The following is a 23,592-nucleotide window of genomic DNA, read 5'->3' as shown; positions in this document are numbered from 1 at the left end:
TATGTATTGCTCATTTGAGGATATTTGATATGCGTAATTTTGATTTCACTCCGCTTTATCGTTCGGCAATTGGTTTTGATCGCATGGCTAACCTGCTGGATAATCTTTCTCGTGCTGAGCAAAATCAGCCAAGCTATCCTCCCTATAATATTGAGTTGACGGGAGAAGATAAATACCGAATTACCATGGCTGTTGCCGGTTTTGATCAATCCGAATTAACCATTGAGGTTAATCAAAATAATCTGACCGTGTCTGCCAATAAGGCAGGTGAAGAGCAGCAGCGTACTTATTTACATCAGGGAATTGCTGCGCGCAGTTTTGAGCGCCGTTTCCAGTTGGCTGATCATGTGCAGGTGCAATCAGCGCACTATGAAAATGGACTTTTACACATAGATTTGCAGCGCATTATCCCTGAGTCTATGAAGCCCCGTACTATTCCAATCGGTGTGCAAACGGCGGAGAAGTTGACTGTTGTGCAGGCAGGTTCTTCTGCGTCAGTTGCCGCGAGTGTTGATGCTGCTTGATACAGCTTTGATATAAACTCTGCCTGAAATTAAAAACCTGTCATCAAATGATGGCAGGTTTTTTTATGTGCGAAATAATTTTGCGCGTACGGTTTCGCGATAGGCGTTGGGTGTCGTTGCTAGATGCTTTTTAAATAGTGTGGTGAAATAATTGGTGTCTTGGTAGCCAACTTTGTCCGCTATTTCTGCAATCGATAAGTTGCTGGTTTTTAATAAATCTTTGGCGGTGTTAATACGAATATCTTGAAGGTATTCAAGTGGTGTTTGTCCCAGTGCATTTTTAAAGCGACGATTGAGTGTGCGTACGCTCATGCCAAAACGCTCACACACCTGTGGAAATAATATCTCGCGGTAGTAGTTGTCCTCTAGCCAAATTTGGATCTGGGTGATTTGTTCGTCCGGATGCGGATTTTTGGTTGATTCAAAAAAGCCACTGCTCTCATAAGACTTTCTGATTTCGTGTGAGAAGTGCCGCTCGACGTGGCTCGCAATTTCTTTACCAAAAAAACGCTGAATAAAATGAACCGTCAAATCCGCAAGGGAGTTAACGCTTGCTGCGCAGTAAAGGCTGCCAGCCTGGGTAATAAAGTATTGTCGTTTAAGGTGAACTAGCGGGTAATCTTTTTGGAATTGATCAAAATAGTGCCAGTGGGTGGTGGCTGCTTTGCCGTCGAGTAGTCCGGCTTCGGCGAGAAAACAGCAGCCTGTTCCTACGGCACTGATGATTGCGCCATTTTGATGTTGTTGTTGTAGCCATGTTATGAGCGATGCACTTTTTTTGATAATCGGGCGTGGGTTGCGCCATAGGCCGGGGATGTAAATCAGATCACTTTGCGCAACCTGATCGATAATTTGGTCAGGTTGCCAGCGCATTCCCGTGCGCGCCAGTACCGGTTCACTGGTGATGGCAAGGGTGCGGATTTCGATGTCCCGCTGTTGTTCGGGGGGCTGCATGGTTTGTACTGCGCTTTCTGCGGCCAGTAGCATCTCCATGGGGAGGGTGCTGCTGGTAGCAAGCATGTGCTCACACAATAAAAAATGAATTTTTATAGGGGGGAGTTTGCTCATAGAGAGTGTCACACTGGCCAGCTCGAATAGTAATGGCTAATTTAACAGTAAAAATGACTAAATCAAAAGGTGTTGTTGGGAGAGGATGGTCATACACTTCTTGTCAATTTATTGGTTGTTGATATTGGAGCTTGTATGTCTCTTGCGCGCCTACCGATTATCGTGGGGTTTGGTGGATTTAATGCTGCGGGTCGCAGTTCGGGGCATCACGCCTATCGTCGTCTGGTGATAGAGAGTCTTGGTGCTCAGGAGCGCCAGGAGACCCTGGCAGGCTTGGCGGTGATGATGGGGTTGATCGGCGTTGTTGATGGCAACTATTGCGATCACAGCGGGGAGGCTCTAAGTCTGGCTGATATAGAAATGCGTTTTGGCGCAGAGATTCTGGATGGAACCTTGATTCGTCGTATCGACAAGACATTTTTTGATGTTGATGCGGCGCATTGGCAGAAGTCGGCGACCTTGGGTGCAGGTGATACGCCACTGGTGGTCGAGATGCGCCGGCGTGATTTGCCTGAGCCTGTGCCGGCGGACTGGCAGGTTGAAGAGATTGATACTGATCGTGTGCGCGTTGTGTCCCCCTCAGGTTTAAGCGTCAAATTTGATAGCTACCGCGATTTGCCAGTGAAATCGGCAGGCCAGTTGCCGCGCGGGTTTAATCCTGGTGCGTTGTACAACTCCCATTATCACCCTCGCGCGCTGCAGTTGGCGGTTATCGGTGCATCGGATGCATTGCAGTCAACCGGTTTGGAGTGGCAGGTGATTATCGACTCGGTTAAGCCTGATCAGGTTGGTGTTTATGCCAGTAATGTCATGAGTCAGATGGATGAAAACGGCTTTGGCGGTTTGCTGCAGTCGCGCTTGAAGGGAAGCCGTGTTAGTGCCAAGCAGTGTCCGCTGGGGTTGAACACTATGCCGGCTGATTTCGTGAATGCCTACATTCTTGGAAGTGTGGGGCAGACGGGGGCTATAACCGGTGCTTGCGCCTCTTTTCTTTATAATTTGCAGGCTGCAGCGGATGACATTGCATCTGGTAAATGTCGCGTTGCGCTGGTTGGTTGTGCCGAAGCGCCGATTGTGGCGGAGATTATTGATGGCTATGCCACCATGGGGGCGTTAGCGAGTGAAGATAAGCTGAAAAAGCTTGATGGCGTCGATGAGGCAGACCCTCGTCGTACCAGTCGCCCATTTGGTGAAAATGCTGGTTTTACTATGGCGGAGGCGAGCCAATACATCGTCCTGATGGATGATGCTTTAGTGATAGAGTTGGGCGCGGATGTGCATGGTGCCGTAGGTGATGTGTTTATCAATGCCGATGGTTTTAAAAAGTCTATTTCGGCTCCCGGCCCAGGTAATTACATCACTATGGCAAAAGCAGTTGCATCGGCGCGCGCTATTCTGGGCGATGAGGCTGTGCAAAAGCGCTCACTGGTGCAGGCGCACGGGTCAAGTACGCCGCAAAACCGTGTTACTGAATCGCAGATTTTTGATCAAATTGCGCAAGTGTTTGGTATCACCGAGTGGCCGGTTGCGGCGGTAAAAGCCTATGTTGGGCACTCTTTGTCTGCCGCCAGTGGTGAGCAGTTAATCGCCAGTTTGGGGGTTTTTAAATACGGTATTGTTCCTGGTATCAAGACTATCGATAAAGTAGCGGATGATGTGTTTGCTGATCGTCTCGCTATTTCGACTGTTGATGTGGTGCGTAAGGAGCCGATTGATGTGGCTTTCCTTAATTCCAAGGGCTTTGGTGGTAATAATGCTACTGCCAGTGTGTTCGCCCCGCATGTGGTTGATTCAATGCTGGCCTGTCGTTATGGGCAGGAGGCGTTTGCCTTGTATCAGGCCAAGCGTGCCAAGGTGCGCAATAGTGCGACCGCCTATGATGCGGCTGCCCTGAAAGGTGATTTTGCGACCATCTACCATTTTGGAGAAGGGCTGATTGATGAGTCGCTCATCACTGTAGATCAAAATCATGTGAACTTGCCCGGGTTTGCCCAAGCAATTGATTTGGATTTTGGGAACCGCTTTGCGGACATGTTTGGCTAGATCTAGTGGTTAATTTGTTGTCACCCCATAGCTAATGGGGTGGTCAATTCCCGTGATTGCTTTATTACCCTATACAAACCAATCGCTTTCCCTTAAAATGCCGCGCCTTTCGCATAGCTTATTGTGCGACTAACGATTTTTAACCGGAAAGCTTGCCTTTCCCTTACCAGTAAACACAGGAAGAAGACCTCAATGGTAACTATTCGTCTGTCACGTGGTGGCTCTAAAAAGCGCCCTTTTTATCATCTGACCGTAACCAACAGCCGTAGCGCCCGTAATGGCCGCTTCATTGAGCGTATTGGTTTCTTCAACCCGGTTGCCCGTGGTCAAGAAGAGCGCCTGCGCATCGATGCAGACCGTCTGCAATACTGGGTTGGTCAAGGTGCACAGTTCTCTGAGCGCGCTGAACAACTGGTTAAAGAAAGCAAAAAAGCGGCTTAATTGCCGCGCACTTTTTAAAATGTGCATTTTGAACAGTAAAGGCGCCTGATGTCTGTGGAATCATCCAATTTAGTGAATGTCGGGCGAATTACCGCTGTTTATGGTGTTAAGGGCTGGGTGAAAGTCCACTCTTACACCGAACCACAAGAAAATTTGTTTGAATACCATCCATGGTTTTTAAAAACCAAGCATGGGGTTAAAAAAATCGAGATTGATGACGCTCGACCACATGGTGATGCCTTTGTTGCTCATATTGTCGGCGTGGATGATCGCGATTTGGCACTGCAATATACTGCTGCTGATATCGCCATAGAGCGCAATTTGTTGCCAGAGCTGGATGATGGTGAATATTACTGGAGCCAGTTAGAAGGTTTAGTGGTATTTACTCAATTTGATGGCAAGCGTCAGCGTCTTGGTGCTATTTCCAAGATAATGGAGACAGGTGCCAATGATGTTCTGGTGGTAGCTGCTGATGCTGAAAGTATTGATAAGCGTGAGCGCCTGATACCCTACGTGCCCGAGCAGTTTGTTCTGTCTGTTGATCTGGATACAGGCGAAATGTTGGTTGATTGGGATCCTGAGTTTTAAGGTTTTCAGTTGGCTGGTAGTTTCAGTTGTTGCTTTTAAGCTATGACCTGAGTGTTGTGGGCGAGAGGAGTTATCGTCAATTGCTTAGAATTGCGGTTATCTCTATTTTCCCTGATATGTTCAGTGCTATTTCCGGATTCGGTGTCACTGGCAGGGCAATCAAGCAGGGTTTGGTGGAGTTAAAAACCATAACGCCCCGCGATTTTGCGCATGATCGCCATTCAACTGTAGATGATCGCCCTTATGGTGGTGGTCCTGGTATGGTGATGATGGTGCAGCCTCTGCGCGACGCCATTGCTGAAGCCAAGTTGTGGGCAGGAAATGATGCAAAAGTCATATACTTGTCACCACAAGGGCGAACACTGGATCAAGCAGGTGTTGTAGCGCTGGCTGGTTACAACAATATGATTTTGTTGGCTGGTCGCTATGAAGGCATTGATGAGCGGTTGTTGCAAACTGTCATCGATGAAGAGTGGTCGATTGGCGATTACGTATTAAGTGGCGGCGAATTACCAGCAATGGTATTGATCGACGCTGTTATCCGACTGATTCCTGGTGCCCTCGGGCATGCGCTTTCGGCAGAGCAGGATTCGTTTACGGATGGTTTGTTAGATTGCCCTCATTACACCCGTCCTGAGGATTTTGAGGGCATGCGTGTGCCTGATGTTTTGCTATCCGGCAATCACGAATTGATTCGGCGCTGGCGCTTGAAACAAGCGCTGGGGCGAACTTGGCTGAAAAGGCCAGATTTATTGCATGCAATAAATTTAACCGAGGAGCAGCAAAAGCTGTTGACGGAATATCGTCGTGACCTTGATACGACAAACTCTAGCTGTGAAGCTATAGACTCTTAGGAGAATATCAATGACTAACCCAATTATTCAGGCGTTGGAAAACGAACAACTGAAAGCAAGCGTTACCGAATTTTCACCAGGCGACACTGTTGTTGTAAACGTGAAAGTAAAAGAAGGTGATCGTGAGCGTGTACAGGCTTATGAAGGTGTTGTAATCGCTATTCGCAGCCGTGGTTTGAACTCTGCTTTCACCGTACGTAAAATTTCTCACGGTGTAGGTGTTGAGCGTACTTTCCAAACTCACAGCCCATTGATTGAGAGTGTTACACTCAAGCGTCGTGGTGATGTGCGTCAAGCTAAACTTTACTACCTGCGTGACCTTACTGGTAAGGCTGCTCGTATTAAAGAAAAGCTGGTATAAGATTTATTTCGATACGACTAGTTGCAGTTCATACGTGTCGATCACAAAAAGCCGGGCAGGAAACTGTTCCGGCTTTTTGCTTTTTTGTGCTCAATGATGCGTTGCTATGCCCTGGTTAAGCCGCTAAAGTCTTTGCACGATTCTCTGTCAAGTGGTGCTGGTATGAGTGATGCAATTAAGGTGGAAATATCTGCTGCGGATTCCCAATTAATTGCAGAGTATCTGGATGCCATTTGGATGGAAAAAGGCTTGAGTCAGAATACGCAAGAGTCTTATCGGCGTGATTTGCAGCAGTTTGCATCATGGTTAGCACAAAATGGGGTTAGTTTGGTTGGCGCTAATGCCATTTGGGTTCAGCAGTATCTGGATGAGCGATTGCAAGGGCGGTTGTCCAGTCGGACAGCTGCCCGTTTCTTGTCCTGTGTGCGCGGTTTTTATCGGTATTTATTGCGCGAAAATACAGTTACAGAAAACCCCTTGGCTTTGATTGATAACCCCAAATTATCTCGTTCCTTGCCGAAATCTTTAAGCGAGGCTGATGTCGAAGCGCTACTGGCTGCCCCCGATCTTGACGATCCTGTTGGGTTGCGTGATCGCACTATGCTGGAGGTGCTCTACGCTTGTGGCCTGCGGGTGAGTGAATTGGTGGATTTAACCATGTCGCAGATCAATCTGCGCCAAAATGTTGTCAGGGTTCTGGGAAAGGGAAGTAAGGAGCGATTGATTCCCATGGGGGAGGAAGCCTCGGCGTGGTTAGCGCGTTATTTACGAGAAGCGCGACCTGTGTTGCTGAATAATGTCCCTGATGAGGTAGTATTTCCCAGCACGCGAGCGCAGCCTATGACTCGGCAGGCTTTTTGGTACCGCATTAAGCATTGGGCGATGATGGCTGGTATTAGCAAAAATTTGTCGCCTCATACCTTGCGTCATGCCTTTGCGACGCATTTATTGAACCATGGGGCGGATTTGCGTGTGGTACAGTTACTGCTCGGGCATAGTGATTTATCGACAACCCAAATCTATACCCACATTGCTAAGGTGCGTATGAAACAGCAGCATGCGGAGCATCACCCGCGCGGCTAATTGGCAATTGGTGTGATTTTTAACCCAAGTATTCTTTTTCACTTTTCAAGAGATAAGTAGATGATAAAAATAGTAAAGAAACTCGGCTTTATTGCCTTGGCTAGCTTTTCGGCAAGTGCCTTTATGGTAACTCCCTTTGCTGCAGCTCAAGGTGATCTGTTAAAGCGCAAAACAGCAGAAGAAACCATTTTAGAAAAGTTGCGCCAAGCGCGTCCGGATATTAATTTCGGCACCCCGCGCCCCGCTGTGATTAAGGGTCTCTATCAGGTTCAGGTTCCCGGCGGCCCCTTGCTGTTTGTAACGCCGGAGGGCGATAAATTCATTGCGGGCGAAGTATTTGGGATTGATGCAACAGGATTTTCAAAAATTGAAGATCCTTATGTGATTGAGGAGCGTAAAAAAGCACTGGCCAGCCTGAATTCAAAAGACAGCATTAACTTCAAGCCCAAGGGTAAAGCCAAGGCTGTTGTTTATGTTTTCACTGATATTGATTGCGGCTATTGCCGTAAATTGCACAGCCAAATGCATACATACAATGAAGGAGGTCAGGAAAAGCCGGGCTATAACGATTTGGGTATAGAAATACGCTACTTGGCATATCCTCGTGCCGGTATTCCCAGTCCATCGGCAGATAAGCTGATTTCTACCTGGTGTGCCAAAGACAAGCAGGAGGCTATGACCAAACTGAAAGCGGGTCAGACGGTAGCTAATGCGACCTGTGATAATCCGGTAGCCAAACAATTCCAATTGGGTGGGCAGTTGGGGGTTAATGGAACGCCCGCATTGTTCCTGCCAGATGGCAAGTTAATGCCTGGCTATTTGCCGCCGGAAGAGCTGGCAAAAACCCTCGGTATTTAAGTGGTTGCGGGGATTTTGAAGGTCTAGCCTGACTTCTTGCATCCCGCTTATACCGCGCAATTGACACTGACGGCCACCATGAGTATGGTGGCCGTCTTTTTTAATATTGGCGTAATTTTCACTAGCATTTGACGAGGAATTCACCTTGAAACCGGTAAGAATTGGCATCTGCGGTCTGGGCACCGTGGGCAGTGGTACAGTAAATATTCTCACGCGCAATAAAGCGCTGATTGATGCCCGTGCCGGTTGCGACATTACCATCGTACAAATTGGTGCACGCCGCGATAATCCTAATTGCGATACATCGGCATACAATGTAACGCGCGATGTATTTGATGTTGCCAATAACCCTGATGTGGATGTGTTGGTTGAGGTCATGGGCGGCACTACCGTCGCAAAAGATCTGATCTTTAAGGCTATTGAAAACGGCAAACACATCATTACTGCAAACAAAGCGCTCATTGCCCATCATGGCAATGAAATTTTTGCTGCTGCAAAAGCCAAGGGTGTCACCGTTGCGTTTGAAGCGGCAGTGGCGGGTGGCATTCCCATTATTAAGGCGATTCGTGAAGGTTTGGCTGCTAATAAAATTGAATGGTTGGCGGGTATTATTAATGGTACCGGCAACTTTATTCTTACGGAAATGCGCGATAAGGGCCGTTCATTTGACGATGTTCTCGCTGAAGCTCAGGCATTGGGTTACGCTGAAGCTGATCCGACCTTTGATGTTGAGGGTATTGATGCGGCGCATAAGTTGGTCATTCTGGCGTCGCTTGCATTTGGGATTCCTTTGGCAATTGATAAGGTGTTCACTGAAGGAATTACCAAGATTGCCACGGAAGATGTGACCTATGCAGAAGAGCTTGGTTATCGCATTAAGAACCTTGGCATTGCGCGCCGTACTGACAAGGGAATCGAATTGCGTGTTCATCCTACGCTGATTCCGGAGAAGCGCTTGATTGCCAATGTTGATGGCGTCATGAATGCCGTACTGGTAAAAGGCGATGCAGTTGGCGCAACCATGTACTATGGTGCTGGAGCAGGTGCTGAACCAACGGGTTCGTCAATTGTGGGCGATATTGTCGATGTGGCGCGTACGCTGACCGCATTGCCCGAGCATCGTGTTTCTTATCTTGGCTTCGGTTCTGATTTTGTATCAGCGCAGCCCATTCTGCCTATTGAAGAGGTGGAAACCGCTAACTACCTGCGCATGTCTGCACAGGATAAGCCCGGTGTCTTGTCAAAAATTGCGACTATTTTGAGTGATTCGGGCATTAGTATTGAAGCAATGATTCAACGTGAAGCAAAAGAGGGCGAGTCTACGGTACCGCTCATCTTGTTGACCAATAAAGTGCAGGACAAAAAGCTCACCGCCGCGATTCGCAGTATTGAGGCGTTGGACTCAGTTACCGGTGCGGTACAGCGTATCCGTGTTGAAGCATTGAAATAATTAAGGGTTTGCAATCGTGAAATACATCAGTACCCGCGGCCAAGCGCCTGCACTTAGCTTTGAAGAAGTTGTACTTACTGGTCTGGCACCAGATGGTGGTTTGTACGTACCGGAAACCTTGCCAAAATTTACTAAAGAGGAAATTGCATCCTGGGCTGGGCTTTCCTATCAGGAGCTGGCATTTAATGTGATGAAGCCTTTTGTGGCTGGCGCTGTGAGCGATGAAGATTTCAAAAAAATTATCGCTGATGCTTATGCAACCTTCCGTCACGATGCCATTGCGCCTCTGGTGCAGACAGGGCATAACGAATGGATTCTGGAATTATTCCAGGGTCCAACGCTCGCATTTAAAGATTTTGCATTGCAGTTCTTAGGTCATTTGCTCGATCACTTATTGAAGAAACGCAACCAAAAAGTGGTAGTGATGGGTGCAACTTCCGGTGATACAGGTTCGGCTGCGATTGAAGGTTGTCGCCGTTGCGATAACATCGATATTTTCATTATGCACCCGAACAATCGCGTGTCGAATGTTCAGCGTCGCCAGATGACTACCGTGCTTGCACCGAATGTATTTAACATTGCACTTGAAGGTAACTTTGATGATTGCCAGAACATGGTGAAAGCCAGTTTCGGTGATCAATCCTTTTTGCCGGAAGGTCGCCAACTGGTAGCGGTAAACTCGATTAACTGGGCGCGTATTATGGCGCAAATCGTGTATTACTTTTACGCCGGTCTGGCATTGGGTGCACCCCATCGCCCAATCGCTTTCTCGGTTCCTACAGGTAACTTCGGCGATATTTTTGCAGGCTATTTGGCGAAACAAATGGGCTTGCCAGTGGATCAATTAGTGATTGCTACTAACAGCAACGATATTTTGCATCGCTGCATTAGCAGTAATGATCACAGCAAGCACCAACTGCAACACACCTTGTCTCCGAGTATGGATATTATGGTGTCGAGTAATTTTGAGCGCATGTTGTTTGATCTGTATGATCGCGATGGCAATGCTATTCGTCAGCTGATGGAGGATTTTAAATCCGGCAGCATGACACTGAAAGAGTCTGCACTGGTGCGCGCACGCGAATTGTTTACCAGCCATGGCGTGAGCGACGAAGTTACTATCGATGTGATTCGTTCAGTGTTTGATCGCACGGAATATTTACTGGATCCGCACACCGCCATCGGTGTGGACGCAGCGCGCAAAACACGCCGCCGTCAGGATATTCCAATGGTAGTGCTTGCGACTGCGCACCCGGCCAAGTTCCCTGAAGCGGTGCGCAAAGCAGGACAGGACACTGACCCTGCATTGCCGCATCACATGCAGGACTTGTTTGAGCGCGAAGAGCGTTACACCGTATTACCGCAGGACATTACCAAGGTGCAGCAATTTGTTGCGGCCAATGTGCGCAAATAAATTTTATTCAGCGTATTAAAAAACGCCGCAGGGAGCAGTCTCTGCGGCGTTTTTTATTGCGGTGAATGAATTGGTTTTCTACCCGGGTTTAAACGTATTTATGCAAAAAGCTATTCGTCGTCGAGTGTTATCGACTGCCTTTGAAATTACTTCGCCGATACACCCTTTATTGCAGCGTATTTATGCGGCGCGCGGGGTGCAGAGTGAACGAGAACTGCAGTATCCATTGCTCAATTTACATAAGCCGAATTTTAAAGGATTGCCAGAGGCGGTGAGCATTTTGGCGGATGCTGTTGTGGCACAAGCCAAAATAATGATTGTGGGCGACTTTGATGCTGATGGCGCCACGAGCAGTGCATTAGCTGTATTGGCACTAAAAGCGATGGGTGTAACGGATGTGGATTTCCTTGTGCCTAATCGTTTTGAATATGGCTATGGTTTAACGCCAGAAATTGTTGCGGTAGCTGCAGCCCAGCAGCCAGATATTATTATCACGGTTGATAATGGCATTTCCAGCATTGAGGGCGTGAATGCTGCGCGTGAGTTGGGTATTGCCGTTATTGTTACCGACCACCATTTACCGGGCGCTGAATTACCCGATGCCGATGCAATCGTGAATCCCAATCAGCCTGGTTGCGAGTTTCCCAGCAAAAACCTTGCGGGTGTTGGTGTTATTTTTTATGTCATGAACGCCTTGCGCGCAGAGTTGCGGCAAATGGGTTGGTTTGACGAAAGCGGAATTACTGAACCGAATATGGCCAGTTTTTTGGACTTGGTTGCGTTGGGCACAGTCGCTGATGTGGTGCCTTTGGACTATAACAATCGTATTCTGGTTGCCCAAGGTTTACAGCGTATTCGAGCGGGCGTCTGTCGCCCAGGCATAAAAGCAATGCTGGAAGTCGCCGGTAAACAAGCGCATAAGTTGGTTGCCAATGATTTTGGTTTTGCATTGGGGCCAAGGTTGAATGCAGCAGGGCGCTTGGATGATATGTCGCTGGGTATTCAATGTTTGATGTGTGAGAGCGAGCAACTTGCGCGTGAAATGGCGGCGCAGTTAGATGAATTAAATCGCGACCGCAAAGCAATCGAAACTGGCATGCAGCAGGAAGCTATGGCGATGCTGCAAAAAACCTTACATGCAGATGCAGCGAGTTTGCCTTGGGGTTTATGTTTGTTTGATGAAACCTGGCACCAGGGTGTTATTGGTATTTTGGCCTCGCGGATTAAAGATAAATATCATCGTCCCACTATTGTGTTTGCCGATGTGGGTGATGGGCAGATTAAAGGTTCCGCACGCTCGGTACCCGGTTTCCATATTCGCGATGCGTTGGATGCAGTTGCTGCCCGCCATCCGCAGTTGCTGCAAAAATTTGGTGGACATGCAATGGCCGCTGGTATGAGTTTGCTGCGTGAAAACTTTGATAGTTTCTCGCAAGCGTTTGATGAAGAGGTTCGCCGGCAATTGAATGACGACGACTTGCAAGCGGTTGTTGTCAGTGATGGCGAGTTGGCAGCGCAAGACTTTTCCCTGCAACTGGCTAGCCAGTTGCGCGATGCAGGCCCATGGGGTCAGCATTTTCCAGAGCCTACGTTTGATGGTGAGTTTTATTTATTGCAACAAAAACTGGTTGGCACCAATCATTTAAAAATGACATTGTCTATTGATGCACAAGGCCAACAGCTAATCGATGCAATCGCATTTAATATAGATCCATCACTCTGGCCTAATACGCAATTACAAAAAATACGCGCCGCCTTTAAATTGGATATTAATGAGTTTCGTGGCAATACCAGCGTACAACTGTTGGTGGATTATCTTGAGCCTGTTATTTAGCAGGCCGATAGCGCGCGAGAAACATGGCCACGGCTTCGTTGATGATGTGTCTTTGTGTGGCGGCAGTTTGTTTTTCCAAACCAAACAAGGTGGGGTAAAACACAAAGGATTTGAGCTGGTAGACAAACTGTTTGCTGGCAAAAGGTATGTCGGCAATTTGTAGGGCACCGGCGGTGCAAGCATCCTGCAGGAAACTTTCCATGTAGCGCTTGCAGCCCAGTGCACTGTCATTCATCAGTTGCGCCAGTTCAGGGCGTTGCATTACTTGCATTATGGCAATTTTAGCCACGCGCAAAAAAGCATCTGAACCGAGCATGGAAACTTCATCTTCTGCAATCTTATACAGTTGCTGGTCGATCGGAAGTGAGGCATCGAAGCGGATTTCACTGGCTTGGGACAGCTTGTCAAACATGCGTTGCAGGATGGCCTGGAACAACTGATCCTTGGTGGCAAAGTGGTTGTAAACCGTGCGTTTTGACACCTTGGCCTGCAGTGCTAACTGATCCATGCTGGTGTGTTCTACCCCCATGCTGTGGAAGAGCTCTTCGGCAGCATCCAGTATTTGCCTTCTTTTTTGGTCGGTCAGTTTCATGTTTTACCTCAGATCAATCCGCCTATTCTAGCTTGCAGCAGAAAAAACTGCACCAGCTAGTTTACTTATTGGTGTTTTTATGTAAACTGCACCGTGTAGTTTATTTTTGGTTGAGCTTATGAATACATTCGTAAAGGTCACGGCCTGGTTGCTGGGTGGCCTCACATTAATAGTCGCAGGAGTTGCAATGGTGAATGCGCAAATAGTGGCAAGTGTTGATGGGGAAACATTGGTTCATGCGAGCCAGTATCGCGATGGTAAGTTTCTAAATACCAAGGTGTTTGAACAACCCGGGTTGCTAAAAACCTTGCAAATTGCCAAGCGTTATTTCACTGAGCCTGCTCAGGATAAGGTGCCACTGAAGGCAATGCCGGTGGAAAAGGTCAGCCGGGATCAATTGGGTGCATTGTCTAATCAAGGTGTGCATTTTATAAAGCTGGGGCACTCGTCGCTGTTGTTAAAAGTCTATGGCGAATACTGGTTGCTTGACCCGGTATTTTCCGAGCGTGCATCGCCGTTTTCATTCTTGGGTCCCAAGCGTTTTCATCAAGCACCTATCGGGATTGATGAATTGCCAGTGATCGATAAAGTGCTGATCTCCCACAATCACTATGATCATTTGGATAAAGCCAGCATCAAAAAATTGGTGGCAAAAACCAAACAATTTTTGGTGCCTTTGGGTGTGGAAGTGGATTTGCAAAAATGGGGTGTATCGGCTGATGCCATTGTACGTTTTGATTGGTGGCAAGAGTTGCAAACCGATAATGCACTGATTGCTTTCGCGCCAACCCAGCATTTTTCCGGGCGTGGAATTGGCGATGGTAATACGACGTTGTGGGGGTCCTGGGTGATTAAAACAGCGGCGGGTTCGATCTATTTTAGTGGTGACTCAGGTTATTTTGATGGCTTTAAACAGATTGGTGCCGCTTATGGGCCTTTTGATGTTGCATTTATCGAAACGGGTGCCTATGACAATGATTGGGCTGATATTCATATGACGCCCGAGCAAAGTGTACAGGCACATGTGGATGTGAAAGGGCAGGTGATGGTTCCGGTGCACAATGGGACTTTTGATTTGGCATTCCACAGTTGGTATGACCCTTTGCTGCGTGTCAGTGCGGCAGCGCGCCAAGCCAATGCAGTGCTATTAACCCCCATCTTTGGTCAGCCGATTTCCCTGGCTACATTAAAACAGCATGTGGCTGTTAATACCGAATGGTGGCACTCGCTGATGCCGGAACCTTATGCTGTGGTGCCTGCGCAATAATGCCTGCAGGGTAATCACGCGCTGTCTGTTAATCACCTGCACTATCTTCACACCAAGAGCACTACACACAGCAGGATGAGCAGTGCGGCAGTGATTAATACAGCGCGTGCAGCAAAATTTAATAGCAGGATAAGTATAAAAGCCGCAGCGGAGAATAGCCCGGCACTGAATACCAGGCCGACAGCAATTCCCTCAAATTGTGAGGCTAGAATGATAGCGCCGAGGAGCAGTAACCAACCGCTGGTAGAAAATAGTCGCGCCAATGGCGGCGATAATTTTTTTTGCGGCCAAAGTTGTTGAAAGTGACGCTGCATTGCCATGCATAAACCAAGGCAGCTCAGGTAGCTTAGGGTAAACGCGAAAAACATATCAGTTAGCTTCCTGTTGCTGTGGATGGAGATTAAATTGCGCTGCCCGTTTTTTTTCAATCACCGGTGTTGCTATTTGCGCTTTCCATTTTTTATTCAGTAAATACGCGGTTACACCGAACAGCAATGCAGTAGCGATAAAGCTCGTCTCCATTCCTATATACACCCAATCACGGTTCGCGATGCTATTCGCCAAATGGCGCTCAGTGGTCAGCGCATTGATTACGGGCAGTGCGCCGTAGGCAAATGTTGCCATGCCTAAGAGTGTCAGCCAGTTGCGTTTGAGTGAGTATTTGAAAATAAATGAGCTGATAAAGGGATAAAGCAATAATGCGAGCCAGGTTAAAAAGAGTATGTGCACTTCCCAATCAGCGCGTGCGGTGTAATCCACCGGTAGCAAACGGTTAGCCCAAAAATAGGCAGCGATGGCAATGGGTAAGCCCACAATAGTGCCAAGGTTCAGGCTTTCCACCAAGCGATAACCCACATCCGGGCCATTGGGTTTTTTTAATTGTGCAGGTTGGCGTTTAACAATCCATAACACCATGCCGGTGGCGATCATAGCCGTGCCTAATAACCCCGAGAAAAAATACAGCCAACGCAAAGTCGTATTGGCAAATAACCCTTCGTGCAGGCCAATAAATGTCTCGCGAACGGCAACCGGTGCAGAGCCTTGTGAGCTGGGTGCGCTGAGCAATTCTCCACTGACACCATCAAAAACCATCTCGGGAGTTGAACGCAGTGGTGAGGTGACTATGCGCCCAATGTTTACACGGGCATTGGCATCACCAGGGTTATAGATACTGATGTAACGTATTTGTCCGCTGCCCCATTGATCTTCAGCTTGCTGCACTATGTTATGCAACGAAGCGAGTGGTGCCGCTATATTTGCAGGTTCTGTTCGGTGTGCCTCAGCAAATAATTCATTAAAAAATTGCCGCTGTGCATCCCGCTCGGTGCCATAGCTGCTGGCCACAATCAGTGGCATATAGGTGAAAGCTAAAAAAATCAGGCCGCTGTAGGTAATCATGACATGAAAGGGGAGTGCTATCACGCTGAGCACGTTATGCATGTCCAGCCAGGAGCGAGAACCTTTATGTGAGCGAAATGTAAAAAAATCTTTAAATATTTTTTTGTGAATGATGACGCCGGTAATAATCGCTATCAGCATAAACATGGAGCAAATGCCAACAATCCAATAGGCGGTGGTGATGGGTAAATAATGCAGTGCATAGTGCATGCGGTAGAGCACTTGTCCGCCGCCAGTGCTGCGTGCACTGATAGGTTGGCTGGTGTCGGGGTCCAAAATTTCGCTGCCAGTAATTCCGCGATTACCATCAGTTCCCGGCAGTTCCCAAAAAATGCGCAGGTTAGGTGTGTCCCGGTTAGTGGGCGGGTTGATAAACCAGCGCGCTGCGCCGGGCGCTTTTTCTTGCAGGCGTTGCTGGGCTGCATCCAGCGATTGGGCCATGGGCGTATTGTCCAATCGCATTTCCGGTTTCATCCAGCGATCGATTTCGGTATCAAAATAACCGAGGGTGCCGGTGAGAAAGACGAAAAATAAAATCCAGCCTACCGACAGACCGCCCCAAGTGTGAACCCATGCCATGGATTGACGAAAACCACTTTTCATACGACAACTCCACTGAATTTAACGGCGGCCAATATGCCGGCCAACAGCAGCGATACCAGTCCAACACCACGCCATGCTTTGTGTACGGAACGCACACTAAAGACCCACAGGATCACCAAGCTATAGATTAAAAAGCTCAGCAATATGCCGGTCATTACCGCATCGCTTTTGCTCATGGGGAACAAAAAGGGCATTAAACAGCCGACGAGATTGGCGATCACATAGCCCCCGAGAATGGCGGTAATGGCGCGGAGTGCGATATGCCAGCGGTACAGGGCATCTGAAGAGAGTGGTTTCATAATGGTTGGCAATTGAAATGATGGTCGCGAATATTGTGCAGCATTATATGAAATTTTATGCCAAATGGCACTTAATGTCATTTGGGTTTTTGTGTCATTTGTGCCGAGGGCGCCATCACCAACAGGCGAGAGTGCGCTTGTCAGTGATGGTTGTTCAGCCCGGTTTGGACGTTGCCGCGCAATACGAGCAAATAAATGCCGGATTAGAAACGTGCGCGCAGCGTTAGCTTCAGGTTGCGGGGCGAGCCCCAGTAAACGCCGTTATAAAATCCCACATTGGTGAAGTAGTCTTGATCAAACAGGTTGTCGACTTTCAGATTCGCGCTGATGTAATCATTAATTTGATAGTTAACAAACGCATGGGCCAGGGCGTAAGCATCTTGTTCAATCACGCCATCGCCAACAGCATTTGCTGGCGCACCGCCCCATTTATTGGAGATATCACTTTGCCAATTGACGCCGCCGCCCAGGCTTATATCCTCCGCGCCTTGCCACCAACTGCCCGGCAGTATGTAGCTGGTGGTTAATTTGAATTGATGCTGGGGCACATTGGTGAGTTCTGCGGAAATAGCAGAGCTAATACTGTTGACGTAGGTATAACCAGCAGAAATATTCCAGGTGTCGGCGAGTTGGCCAATGGCTTCTATTTCAAACCCTTCTACTTTTAACCCTTGCCCCGTGGCGCTGTAGGCCGTGAGCACTTTAAAATCTTGTGCGTTTGCGCCATTGGCTATCGCATTGGTTACGTAGGTGTTGTATTCCACATCCAGAACGGCGAGGTCATCTTTTTCTGACCAGAATGCAGCGGCAGATGTTAAGAGTTTTCCATCAATCCAATCGGCTTTAATACCCAGCTCGTAATTAATACCGGTTTCGGGGTCCAGATAATTATCATTGCGATCCTTACGCGCTGAGGGTTGGAACATATCCGTGTAACTGGCATAAACAGTAAAGCGTTGATTGATGTCATACAGCACACCAATGTATGGCGTGACTTCATCCAAACTGCGTGGTGCCGCGGAATCCGTTTTGGGTGTGGTTGCTGTCCAACTTTTGCTTTCGTAGTCATAGGCGCTTAAGCGTGCACCGACAATAACATTTAATGGCTCAGCAATATTGAAGCGAAGGGTGGAGTAAACACCGTAGATATCTGTGGTGTTTTCACTGCCGCTACCATTGTCGACAAAGGTTGGTTTGGGAATGTCGCCTTTCCAGGTGCGATAATCAGCAATTTGTGCGGAATACTGAATATTCGCTGTGACATTATTGTTGGTGTTTTCTGAGGTAAAACCGCTATAGCCAAGAATAAAATCATGTTTACGACCGAACCATTCAAATGGGCCGGATGCATATAAATCGAGGTTGAATTTTTTATTTTCGCTGTAAGGTGAAACACTTGTCCAAATCGACAGGCCGGTGCCCGTTGCGGGGTCGGGAAAACCGCTGCCGCCGTAAGCAACCATCCAATCAGATTCAGACGTGGTGTAAGTGGCAACGGCTTTCACTAACCAGTCATTCGCAAAACTATGCTGCACTTCTGCAAAAACAGTTTCATCACTATTTTTAATGCTGCTCCAGTCTGTCGTTAAACTAAAGTTGCGTGGCAAATTGGCGAGGCTGCCATCTTTATTCCAATAGGGCACTGTGCCCCAGGTGGAGCCGGTAGGGCTATTTTTTTGATATTGGTAGCCAAGCGTGGCCAAGGTATTTGGTGTGATATCTGCTTCCACTATCGCCATGGCGAGGGTTGAATCCAAATGATAAAAATCCATGTAGGAATCTTCATCGGTTTGTGCGGCCATGGCGCGGCCGCGAATGCTGCCACTCTCATTCAGCTTGGTTGATACATCGGCCTCAACACGTTGGTGATCCCAGCGGCCTGCAGACAGAGCAATATTGCCTTTAAGCTCAGCAGTCGGGCGCTTGCGCACCATATTAATAGTGGCCGATGGATTGCCCGTTGCGCCCATCAAACCCGTTGCACCTTTAATGGTCTCAACGCGATCAAAAAAGAAATTGTCAAAACGCGGGCTGTTATCGCCTACCGGCAAGCCATCAATTTGGCGATTGGTAATCGAAAAACCGCGCGCGTAATAACTGGAGCGCTCGCTGTCTGATTTGGTTACATAAACACCGGGGGTTGCCGTCAGAATCTCATCGATGGTTGTCAGGCCGCGTTGATCCATTTGTTCGCGAGTAATCACACTGATGGATTGTGGGGTTTCTTTCAGATCTAAATTTAATTTAGCCGCACTGCGCGATTTTTTGGCCGCATAAGAGCCGGAACCTTCAGTGATTACTTCTTCCCCTGAGGCCTCTACTTTCACGGTAGGCAGCACCGCTTTTTCTGTTACTTCATTGGCAGCTTGGGTTGTGCTTGCGCCAACAACTGCGAGTAAAGCTGCAGTGTGCAGCGCGATGGAGAGTGAATTTTTACGAAAAACTGTTTCTCTGTTATGCATGTGTAGCCCTTAATCTAATAAATAGCTGTATGTAATGAAGCGTAGGATTACCAACTGGCTTGTAACCCTAACGAGGCATTGATGGCTTCTCCAATATTGCCTGCGCCATAGCCACCACCGGCCCAGTACTTTTTATTAAAGATATTGTTGATGTTGCCATTGAGCGTGACATTGCGATTCCACAAGGGAAAATCGTAGCTGAAACCAGCATTGGCAATGGTGTAATCGGGAACTTTTAATTGGTTGGCGTTGGTGACATAGGTGTCACCGTAGTATCGGATAACGCCGTGAAGGCTCAGGCCGTCAATCGCTGCTACTGTGTATTCCGCATTGACCAATCCTTGCCATTTGGCGGCGTTGGCTGGCATGTTGCCTTTTAGTGTTTTATTGGCTTCGGAAACATCGTCAATGCTTGCATCCAGGTTGACGAAGCCCATGCCGAGTCTGAGGCTTTCGGTAAATTGATAGGCACTGCTTAACTCAATTCCCTTGAACGTAGTTAATCCATCTTGTGTTAAATAGAGCAAACCGTTTTGTAACAGGTCCATGGTTTCTGTTCGTTGAATATCAAATACTGAAATTTCAAGATGCAGTTTGCCTGTCTGGTATTTGCCACCCAATTCATATTGTGTGGACACTTGTGCGTCGAGATTTTCGCCCGCATTAGCATAGCGTGTGCCTACGGTGGAGCCGGGCTCAAGCCCTTCTACATAGCTCGCATAAAGTGTTGCATCGGCAACTGGTTTGTAGAGCAAAGCAACGGTGGGTGTTATAGCTTTGGTGTTGTAGCCGGAATTAACGGCAGGGTTGCGGTCAACATCTTCTTTGTCGTAGTAAGTGTGTCTTGCCCCAAGAATTAATTGCCACTGTGTATTGAGCTTTATGGTATCGCTTAAGAAGCCGTAAGTTTGCCTGACTTCGTTACCCACGGGGTTTAAGGTGAGGTCAGGGCGATCTCCCATCAAAAATGTTTGTTCCTGATACAGGTTGCCAGCAAAGTCAGCTGTGGAGGCATAGTAAAAAGGGCCGTATTGGCTTGTTGCTTTTTGATAGCCAATGCCCGCGACTATTTCATGGCTAATTGCGCCAGTACTGAGTTCGCCGGTGAGCATGAGCTGGTTAAAATAGTTGGCCAGTATTCCGGCAAAATTATAAATGTTGCCACTGTAGTCGCCTTGCTGGTTATGAAGATCGGCAAAGGATTTATTGGAGTCGTGCTCTTTGCGAATATAGCCGTATTGGTATTTAGCTTGCCAGTTCTCATTGATGTGGTACTTGAAGCCGGTTGTGCTAATTAATGTCTCCGTTGCATAAAACGAATTGTCGACATTAAAGTCATCGTAGTCGTAACTGACTCGTGGTAATTTTCCACCGCTGCCAACAAAATCATAACCATCAAGATAAAATTGAAAAGGTTCGTGTTTGAGGTTGCTGTCTTCATAAATCACATTGCCAAACCATTCGAACTTTTCGCCGATTGCTTTTTCAGCGGCGAAACTGGCAACACTCCTGTTAACCTCAGCTGCGTTATAAGCGGTTCCCGTTTCCTGCGCGAGATTCAGTCGGTAACTGAAATCGTCGCCCATTACCTGATTGGTATCCAGTTGCACTGAAACGATACTGTTTCTTCTCACGCCGAGATCCAGATTGGTTTTGGCGGTGTCCTGTGGTTTTTTTAATTGATAGCTGACGGCGCCGCCCGGCGAACCAAAACCATACATAAAGCCGGTTGCACCTTTCAGTGCGCTGACACTGTCAACAACTTCCGTTGGGAAGTCGCCACCCCAATAGAGGAGGATGGGAAGGTCATCGGCAAATGTGTTTCTGACGGGTAAACCGCGAATGGACATACCCCACCAATCTGTCGTGTTCGAGGATGCCGGTGTATAAAAAGACGGGTCGTTGATGAAAATCTGGCGAACGGATTTTGCTCCACGTTTTGCCATGTCTTCAGCATCTACCAGAGTGATGGAAAAGGGGGTATCAATAATCGCTTTGTTGCCCAGTGCACCATTTTCATGGTTGCCGATGCGCTTGCCTTCCACTAATACATTTTCTACCGCATATTCCTTTGCCTTTCGTTTTGATTTTTTACTGCTTTTTTGATCACCTTGTGCAAATGTTGGTGCGGCCATGGATACGGCAATTGCTAATACACTCAGGGTAAATAAATGTTGCTTCATCAATTTTCTCTTTTGAAATGTGTTGTACCACGTAAACAATAAAAAGCGAACCTGATTGCTATTCGGACAATGAGCGCTTGGTTCTGGACTCCGGGCTTAGAAGCTGCCGCGTAAGCTCAGGCTTGCATTCAGTGGCGCACCATAAAAATTCTGGCGTGACGCCCCGCTGACTTTTTCGTAGTATTTTTTATCCAGGGCGTTTTCGATATTGAGGGCCAGCTTCCAGTGGTCATCAAACGCATAGCCAGTCAGGAGCGATACCGTGGTATAGCCCGGCGCTGAGAATTTCAGCGTGTTGCTGCCATTGTAAAAATCGCTTACGGCGCGTAAGCCGCCGCCAATATAAAAGCCGCGTAGCAATCCATCATGAAAGCTGTATTTGCTCCAGAGGTTGGCATTGTGTTTTGGGGTGAAAGGCGCATAGCTTTGTCCTGTTTGCGTAGCGATTGCGCGTAGATATTCCGTGGTGGTATAGGCATAGCCCGCAGTGATCTGCCAGTTAGCCGTTAATTCACCGCTGATTTCTGTTTCAAAACCTTCACTACGGACTTTGCCCGCGGCGATAGAAAATTGATTGTCTTCCGGATCGGGAAGTGCACGGTTTTCATCTTGCAGACGATAAATAGCAGCATGGGTGTTGATGCGGCCATTCAGGAATTCACCTTTTACTCCCAGCTCGTATTGCGCGCCGGTGCGTGGATCAAGTTGTTGCTGGTCTTTGGTGAGGTTGCTTTGCGGTTTGAAAATATCGCTGTAACTGGCGTACAGGGCGATTGCGTCTGTTACATCAAACATCAGTGCGGCGTAAGGCGTGAACTGTTCATCCTCTTTGTATTTCGGTGAGATAACGGCGCCGGTATCGGTGCGGGTTTGCTCTGAATCCCACCAGCTTAGGCGACCACCAAGTAAGACATGCCAACGCTCTGCCACCTGGAATTTACCGCGTGCATAAACGCCTTCCTGATTGGTTTCCGTATTGTTGCCGTAGCTATTGGGAATGGTTACCAGAGTAGGTTTTGGTGTGTCATTGTTGTGATCAAATACATTGGAGGTGCCACTGGCAGGGCTGTAGGTGTAACGGCTGTAAGGCGTTTCATTATCGCTGGTGCGATAATCTGCTCCAAACGTCAGTTCGTGTGTGTGGCCGCCGAACTCAATGGGTAAATTTACAAATACATCGGCGCTGGTGTCTTCCAAATCAGTGGGAAAATACACATTGGCGATGTTAATTTTCCCATCGGTAGCGACAGCGCTATTTGCACGTGCGCCGTCATAAATGCGCTCGCGCGCTGAATGCCGAACGGTGAATTTAAATTGACCGCCGTTGGTAAAAAAATGCTCGACTTCGCCAAACACATCGGCGGTTTCCATATCCAGACTATTCCAGTCCGCAATGATGGTGGTGGAGCGGGGTACATTGATCAGGCTGCCGTCAGCATAGGCGGGTAAGCCTTGATCGATGACCGAATCTATTTTTTGATAAGTGCCGCCGATGGACAGAGTAGTTGCTTTATCAAAGTCGTACTCCAGTGTTCCATACACCACTTGTTTGTTGCCATTTATGCCGTTCAGATAAGAATCGCGGTCATCCACTGCCGCGACCAGGCGCCCGCGTAGATTGCTGGATTCCGATAGTGCGCCGGTTGCATCAGCTTCCAATCGATAACTATCCCATGAGCCTGCACTGGCCATGCCTTGTATTTTGGTCGTTGCCAGTGCACGTTTGCGCACCATATTCACTGTCACGCCCGGTTCACCCGAGCCTTGGAATAAACCCGCTGCACCGCGCTGGATTTCTACTCGCTCAAATACCACCAGATCCGTATCGGCCATATTGGCGTTGTATTGCAGGTTAATCCCGTCCAGTTGAAAAGTATCCGGTGCATAACCGCGTGCATTGAAGCTATTAAAAAATCCGGCCCCATCAAATTTTTGTACGCTGACACCGGTGGCAAATTTCATGGCGTCGGCAAGGTTACTGATGTTTTGATCGTCCAGCTTTTGACGGGTTACAACGCTGACCGATTGCGGAATCTCCTTTAGCGATTGGCCGGTTTTCCCGAGGGTGACTGATTCAGGTGTATAGGCGGTTGTTTCAGCAGTCGCGGTGACTTTCACGGTTTTAAGCCTGTTGGCCTTTTCTGTGTCAGCCAATGCCAGCGGTATGCTGCCCATCACCAAGGCGATGGCGAACGGAAGTGTTTTATATACACCCATAGGTAAATCCCAAGTAAATGATAATTATTGCTAAATGATATTTGTGCGCACTT

General features: G+C 48.0%; 20 protein-coding genes. 12 read left to right on the top strand and 8 right to left on the bottom strand.

The features are described 5' to 3' along the window. Nucleotides 1-29 precede the first annotated feature (29 nt). Complete coding sequence (locus B0D95_RS07485) at nt 30-524, top strand: Hsp20 family protein (protein WP_078043319.1); 495 nt, start codon at nt 30-32, stop codon at nt 522-524. Between the two features lie 63 nt (nt 525-587). On the opposite strand, the gene B0D95_RS07480 is transcribed toward B0D95_RS07485, so the two are convergent. Beyond that, nucleotides 588-1,592: a GlxA family transcriptional regulator gene (locus B0D95_RS07480; RefSeq protein WP_078043318.1), complete on the bottom strand. Its 1,005-nt coding sequence runs from the start codon at nt 1,590-1,592 to the stop codon at nt 588-590. Nucleotides 1,593-1,727: 135 nt separating this feature from the next. On the opposite strand from B0D95_RS07480, the gene B0D95_RS07475 reads away from it, so the two are divergent. The 10 genes from B0D95_RS07475 to recJ all read left to right on the top strand — a co-directional run bounded on the left by B0D95_RS07475 (nt 1,728) and on the right by recJ (nt 12,518). Beyond that, nucleotides 1,728-3,635, top strand: coding sequence for a beta-ketoacyl synthase (locus B0D95_RS07475; RefSeq protein ID WP_078043317.1), 1,908 nt, complete (start codon nt 1,728-1,730; stop codon nt 3,633-3,635). Nucleotides 3,636-3,827: 192 nt separating this feature from the next. Further along, entirely contained in the window at nt 3,828-4,076 is a 249-nt protein-coding gene (gene rpsP, locus B0D95_RS07470) for a 30S ribosomal protein S16 (protein WP_007642190.1), read from the top strand. A 48-nt stretch (nt 4,077-4,124) separates the two neighbouring features. Continuing rightward, complete coding sequence (gene rimM, locus B0D95_RS07465) at nt 4,125-4,664, top strand: ribosome maturation factor RimM (protein ID WP_078043316.1); 540 nt, start codon at nt 4,125-4,127, stop codon at nt 4,662-4,664. A gap of 116 nt (nt 4,665-4,780) precedes the next feature. Then, nucleotides 4,781-5,518, top strand: coding sequence for a tRNA (guanosine(37)-N1)-methyltransferase TrmD (gene trmD / locus B0D95_RS07460; RefSeq protein WP_078043315.1), 738 nt, complete (start codon nt 4,781-4,783; stop codon nt 5,516-5,518). A 10-nt stretch (nt 5,519-5,528) separates the two neighbouring features. Then, nucleotides 5,529-5,879, top strand: coding sequence for a 50S ribosomal protein L19 (gene rplS / locus B0D95_RS07455; protein WP_078043314.1), 351 nt, complete (start codon nt 5,529-5,531; stop codon nt 5,877-5,879). Between the two features lie 186 nt (nt 5,880-6,065). Beyond that, on the top strand, nt 6,066-6,962 hold the full coding sequence (gene xerD, locus B0D95_RS07450; RefSeq protein WP_078045664.1) for a site-specific tyrosine recombinase XerD: 897 nt from the start codon (nt 6,066-6,068) through the stop codon (nt 6,960-6,962). Nucleotides 6,963-7,022: 60 nt separating this feature from the next. Next, nucleotides 7,023-7,820, top strand: a complete 798-nt coding sequence (locus B0D95_RS07445; RefSeq protein WP_078043313.1) for a DsbC family protein — start codon at nt 7,023-7,025, stop codon at nt 7,818-7,820. A gap of 145 nt (nt 7,821-7,965) precedes the next feature. Continuing rightward, the gene (locus tag B0D95_RS07440; RefSeq protein WP_078043312.1) at nt 7,966-9,270 is read left to right on the top strand and encodes a homoserine dehydrogenase; all 1,305 of its coding nucleotides are present in this window, start codon (nt 7,966-7,968) and stop codon (nt 9,268-9,270) included. 16 nt (nt 9,271-9,286) lie between these two features. Further along, complete coding sequence (thrC, locus tag B0D95_RS07435; RefSeq protein ID WP_078043311.1) at nt 9,287-10,684, top strand: threonine synthase; 1,398 nt, start codon at nt 9,287-9,289, stop codon at nt 10,682-10,684. 100 nt (nt 10,685-10,784) lie between these two features. Next, nucleotides 10,785-12,518 (top strand): single-stranded-DNA-specific exonuclease RecJ, encoded by a 1,734-nt coding sequence (gene recJ / locus B0D95_RS07430; RefSeq protein WP_078045663.1) that lies wholly within the window; start codon nt 10,785-10,787, stop codon nt 12,516-12,518. On the opposite strand, the gene B0D95_RS07425 is transcribed toward recJ, so the two are convergent. After that, complete coding sequence (locus tag B0D95_RS07425; RefSeq protein WP_078043310.1) at nt 12,511-13,110, bottom strand: TetR/AcrR family transcriptional regulator; 600 nt, start codon at nt 13,108-13,110, stop codon at nt 12,511-12,513. The genes recJ and B0D95_RS07425 overlap by 8 nt on opposite strands. Before the next feature lie 118 nt (nt 13,111-13,228). Here B0D95_RS07425 and B0D95_RS07420 point away from each other — a divergent pair, with 118 nt between their 5' ends. Further along, nucleotides 13,229-14,377 (top strand): MBL fold metallo-hydrolase, encoded by a 1,149-nt coding sequence (locus B0D95_RS07420; protein WP_078043309.1) that lies wholly within the window; start codon nt 13,229-13,231, stop codon nt 14,375-14,377. A 47-nt stretch (nt 14,378-14,424) separates the two neighbouring features. Here B0D95_RS07420 and B0D95_RS07415 read toward each other — a convergent pair whose 3' ends face one another. The 6 genes from B0D95_RS07415 to B0D95_RS07390 all read right to left on the bottom strand — a co-directional run bounded on the left by B0D95_RS07415 (nt 14,425) and on the right by B0D95_RS07390 (nt 23,539). Continuing rightward, the gene (locus tag B0D95_RS07415) at nt 14,425-14,745 is read right to left on the bottom strand and encodes a DUF3325 domain-containing protein (protein WP_078043308.1); all 321 of its coding nucleotides are present in this window, start codon (nt 14,743-14,745) and stop codon (nt 14,425-14,427) included. Nucleotide 14,746: 1 nt separating this feature from the next. Beyond that, nucleotides 14,747-16,378 carry a PepSY domain-containing protein gene (locus B0D95_RS07410; protein ID WP_078043307.1) on the bottom strand — a complete coding sequence of 544 codons (1,632 nt, stop codon included), beginning with the start codon at nt 16,376-16,378 and terminating at the stop codon, nt 14,747-14,749. Next, nucleotides 16,375-16,677, bottom strand: a complete 303-nt coding sequence (locus B0D95_RS07405) for a DUF3649 domain-containing protein (protein WP_078045662.1) — start codon at nt 16,675-16,677, stop codon at nt 16,375-16,377. Before B0D95_RS07405 ends, B0D95_RS07410 begins: the two co-directional genes overlap by 4 nt. 203 nt (nt 16,678-16,880) lie before the next feature. Next, the gene (locus tag B0D95_RS07400) at nt 16,881-19,139 is read right to left on the bottom strand and encodes a TonB-dependent siderophore receptor (protein ID WP_078043306.1); all 2,259 of its coding nucleotides are present in this window, start codon (nt 19,137-19,139) and stop codon (nt 16,881-16,883) included. 47 nt (nt 19,140-19,186) lie between these two features. Beyond that, complete coding sequence (locus B0D95_RS07395; RefSeq protein ID WP_078043305.1) at nt 19,187-21,322, bottom strand: TonB-dependent siderophore receptor; 2,136 nt, start codon at nt 21,320-21,322, stop codon at nt 19,187-19,189. 96 nt (nt 21,323-21,418) lie between these two features. Then, entirely contained in the window at nt 21,419-23,539 is a 2,121-nt protein-coding gene (locus B0D95_RS07390; RefSeq protein ID WP_078043304.1) for a TonB-dependent siderophore receptor, read from the bottom strand. Between the last annotated feature and the right edge of the window lie 53 nt (nt 23,540-23,592).

It is taken from the genome of Cellvibrio sp. PSBB023 (assembly GCF_002007605.1).
Taxonomy (GTDB): Bacteria; Pseudomonadota; Gammaproteobacteria; order Pseudomonadales; family Cellvibrionaceae; genus Cellvibrio.
Note: the sequence above shows the minus strand (reverse complement) of the source record. Positions and strands in the feature narration are given on the sequence as shown.

Bases quoted from the DNA above. Each gene is read 5' to 3' on its own strand.
- trmD (WP_078043315.1), top strand. From the start codon at position 4,781: ATGTTCAGTGCTATTTCCGGATTCGGTGTCACTGGCAGGGCAATCAAG.
- B0D95_RS07420 (WP_078043309.1), top strand. From the start codon at position 13,229: ATGAATACATTCGTAAAGGTCACGGCCTGGTTGCTGGGTGGCCTCACA.
- B0D95_RS07485 (WP_078043319.1), top strand. From the start codon at position 30: ATGCGTAATTTTGATTTCACTCCGCTTTATCGTTCGGCAATTGGTTTT.
- rplS (WP_078043314.1), top strand. From the start codon at position 5,529: ATGACTAACCCAATTATTCAGGCGTTGGAAAACGAACAACTGAAAGCA.
- B0D95_RS07475 (WP_078043317.1), top strand. From the start codon at position 1,728: ATGTCTCTTGCGCGCCTACCGATTATCGTGGGGTTTGGTGGATTTAAT.
- B0D95_RS07415 (WP_078043308.1), bottom strand. From the start codon at position 14,745: ATGTTTTTCGCGTTTACCCTAAGCTACCTGAGCTGCCTTGGTTTATGC.
- B0D95_RS07410 (WP_078043307.1), bottom strand. From the start codon at position 16,378: ATGAAAAGTGGTTTTCGTCAATCCATGGCATGGGTTCACACTTGGGGC.
- rimM (WP_078043316.1), top strand. From the start codon at position 4,125: ATGTCTGTGGAATCATCCAATTTAGTGAATGTCGGGCGAATTACCGCT.
- B0D95_RS07425 (WP_078043310.1), bottom strand. From the start codon at position 13,110: ATGAAACTGACCGACCAAAAAAGAAGGCAAATACTGGATGCTGCCGAA.
- rpsP (WP_007642190.1), top strand. From the start codon at position 3,828: ATGGTAACTATTCGTCTGTCACGTGGTGGCTCTAAAAAGCGCCCTTTT.
- B0D95_RS07445 (WP_078043313.1), top strand. From the start codon at position 7,023: ATGATAAAAATAGTAAAGAAACTCGGCTTTATTGCCTTGGCTAGCTTT.
- B0D95_RS07395 (WP_078043305.1), bottom strand. From the start codon at position 21,322: ATGAAGCAACATTTATTTACCCTGAGTGTATTAGCAATTGCCGTATCC.
- B0D95_RS07400 (WP_078043306.1), bottom strand. From the start codon at position 19,139: ATGCATAACAGAGAAACAGTTTTTCGTAAAAATTCACTCTCCATCGCG.
- B0D95_RS07390 (WP_078043304.1), bottom strand. From the start codon at position 23,539: ATGGGTGTATATAAAACACTTCCGTTCGCCATCGCCTTGGTGATGGGC.
- recJ (WP_078045663.1), top strand. From the start codon at position 10,785: ATGCAAAAAGCTATTCGTCGTCGAGTGTTATCGACTGCCTTTGAAATT.
- B0D95_RS07405 (WP_078045662.1), bottom strand. From the start codon at position 16,677: ATGAAACCACTCTCTTCAGATGCCCTGTACCGCTGGCATATCGCACTC.
- B0D95_RS07480 (WP_078043318.1), bottom strand. From the start codon at position 1,592: ATGAGCAAACTCCCCCCTATAAAAATTCATTTTTTATTGTGTGAGCAC.